This is a genomic window from uncultured Campylobacter sp. (assembly GCF_937949835.1).
Taxonomy (GTDB): domain Bacteria; phylum Campylobacterota; class Campylobacteria; order Campylobacterales; family Campylobacteraceae; genus Campylobacter_B.
Map to the genome: position 1 here is coordinate 1 of NZ_CALEDC010000432.1, position 2,721 is coordinate 2,721.

The following is a 2,721-nucleotide window of genomic DNA, read 5'->3' on the forward strand; positions in this document are numbered from 1 at the left end:
CCCTTTGGTGGTGCATCTCATCGTCCTTCACGCCTTCGTCGCCGTCACTACCTACGACAATCTCATCGCGCTTCTTGCGAAGTATAAATACAAAGAAATTTTAAGCGCTTCGCTAGTCATCGGGCTTATGAATATGTCGCGCTCGGCGGCTGCGTTTTTCGGACAGATATGGCTAAGCAAGATCGTGAATAAACATACGTTTTTTTGGCTATTGCTGGGGCAGTTTGCGGGCATCGCGCTGTGGGCGGTGCTGGAGTTTAACTACTGGCTTTCGTTTGCGGGCATAATCGCGGCGGGATTTTTCATCACGACGGTGTGGTCGTATTCTTTCACGCAGCTGCAAAACCACGTCGATAGGGAGTTTTTCGGGCGCGTTATCGCCTACAACGATATGGCGTATTTCATCGTCGCGACGCTCGTGTCTGCTGCGATCGGATTTTTTTTCGAGCTTGGATTTTCGCTTTCGCAAATCACCTTCGGCATGGGCTTTATGTTCGCAATCGCAGCGTTTTATTATAAATTTTTGATCTACGAAAAAATTTAAACCCCGGTCGCTATCTTTTCGGCGCGATCTCGGGGCGGAAAATAGCAAATATAAATAAAAAGCTCATCGCCGCGAAAAACACCCAGATAAAGCCGTTTGCGCCTAAAAATTTCATCATCGCGCCGATTATTAAAGGAGAGCAGAGAGACGCGCTCGAATAGATAAAGAGCATCGCCGCCGAAATTTGCACGCGAGATGCGCCCTCGCCGGTGATGGAGTCGTTTGCGCGCGCGATGGCAAGCGAATACAAAGGAAAGGCGCCGAATCCTAACATCAACGCAAGCGCGCACGTCAGGATGAAGCTTTTAGCAAAAAATAGCGCCGCGCAGGAAGTAAGACCCACGACGCAAACTATCATTATGGCGCGTTTGCGACCAAACTTATCTGAAATAGTACCGCAGACGAGCTGTGCTAAGAAACCTCCTGCCATCGCCGATCCCATAAATGCGCCCACCGAGCCCACTCCAAGCCCCGCACTTAGCACGAAAACGCTCGCCATCGAAAAAAAGCCGTTAATCAAAATGCCCGCGCAAACCACCGTCGCAAACGCAAGCGGCGGCACGATTGAAATTTGCGGCATAGAAACTCGCATGCGAGCGGGAACCCTAGGAGGATTGAAGCGGATTAAATTTACCGGCAGCAGCGCTAAGATGATAAAAAATGCGCTTAGCACGAAAACTTTCATCGTTCCGAAATTTAGCGCCAAAATTATAACTCCTATCGCAAACGCGCCGTAAAAAACCGCTTCGTAGATCGCGAGCACGCGGGAGCGGATGGAGTTTGTGATCTTTGAATTGATCCAGCTTTCGATTATCATCAAAAGCGCGTAGTAGCAAAAGCCCAAAATAAAGCGCAAAATCGCCCAATACACGAGGTTTGAGCCCAGATCATGCAGCATTGCAGCAATTCCGAAAAGCGCCGTAAAGACTGCGTATGCCCGTACGTACGAGAGTGCGCCGATTATCGAAGGCACGAAAAAGCCGCTAAAGATCGCACCTAAAAAGAAAAACGCCGAAATTAGTCCGATCTCAAGCTCGCTGTGGCCGGATTCTTTTAGCATGATGCCCGCGCTTGCGATGACTAGCGCGTCGCCGATAAACATAAAGAAAATCCCCAAGAATAGGGCACTTAGCGAGCGTGCCGCGCGCATGGATTCAAACAATGACTTTCCCTTGGAATTAAATTTGGCGTTATTGTAGCCTTTTATTGATTAAAGCTTGGTTTTTATGGCAAAATATCTGAAAAATTTTAAGGATCATGTATGAGATTAAAAATTCTAATCGCATTTTTACTAACGGCTATATTTGGTGGGTGTGCGGCGTTTCAAGGTAAGGCGTATAGATCGGAAACCCCCGAAGTAAAGAAAGCGTATAGCACAATCGAGCTACCGCAAAGCATTACGATAGATGGAGAAACTTTTACTCAAAAATATAAAAATCTCGTGGCGGCATATTATTATTTAAGCGATGAGGAGGAATATAAATGGAGCAAGCTCGTGTCTATATCGTACTACGGCGATGTAAAAAGTATCGATGGGTATATATACGGGATATATGAAACGATAGCGAAGTCCAATGAAGTGAGAAAAAAAGATGAGTGGCGCTCCCTTGATATCATAAAAACTAGCCCTACGCAAGCCGTAATAGAGATCCTTAATCCGCCTGCCCCCGGAGATCCTAATTTCAATAAATATGAAGTCGATCTAATGGTTGCAGATATGCAAAGTTGTAGACTTATACTTGTACAATACGCGAAAAACTTCGATTCGGATAGGGATTTTAAAAAGATGCGAAAATTTATAAAGGAAAATAAAGCCAAAATTTTATCGCAGATGCCAAAGATCAAGTGCAGGTAGTGCCGAAAAGCCCAGCGTGCGATAAAATTTTATCGCAGCGGTTTTAAAACGGCGCGAATGTTTAAATTTAGAGGCGGGCTCGCAACGAAGCGCTGAAATTTTAAGATAAAATTTTAATCCAAAAGTTAAAGCTCTGGCAGACGTGCCTCGTCGCATTAAAGAGGCGAGCTTTATTAAAAAGCACTGCAGCCAAAACCGCAATCCGCATGGCAAAATTTCAATCTTTGCGGATAAATTTATGCGGCTTGCTCCAAAGATAAAATTTTAAAATTTTATAGAGCAAAATAGGGGCGCAAAAAGGGTAAAATTTTAAAGCTCTAGC

Annotated in this window: 2 protein-coding genes and 1 pseudogene; 2 read left to right on the top strand and 1 reads right to left on the bottom strand. The window is 45.3% G+C overall.

From position 1 onward, the window contains the following. Positions 1–544, top strand: a pseudogene (locus tag Q0256_RS09665) (MFS transporter); the annotation flags it as partial. Positions 545–554: 10 nt separating this feature from the next. On the opposite strand, the gene Q0256_RS09670 reads toward Q0256_RS09665, so the two are convergent. Next, on the bottom strand, positions 555–1,706 hold the full coding sequence (locus tag Q0256_RS09670; RefSeq protein ID WP_297962537.1) for an MFS transporter: 1,152 nt from the start codon (positions 1,704–1,706) through the stop codon (positions 555–557). 99 nt (positions 1,707–1,805) lie between these two features. Between Q0256_RS09670 and Q0256_RS09675 the strand changes: the two genes are divergently transcribed. Then, on the top strand, positions 1,806–2,399 hold the full coding sequence (locus Q0256_RS09675; RefSeq protein ID WP_297962539.1) for a hypothetical protein: 594 nt from the start codon (positions 1,806–1,808) through the stop codon (positions 2,397–2,399). The last annotated feature ends 322 nt before the right edge of the window (positions 2,400–2,721 follow it).

Excerpts from the sequence above, each read along its gene's own strand:
- Q0256_RS09675 (WP_297962539.1), top strand. The coding sequence starts at position 1,806 with ATGAGATTAAAAATTCTAATCGCATTTTTACTAACGGCTATATTTGGT.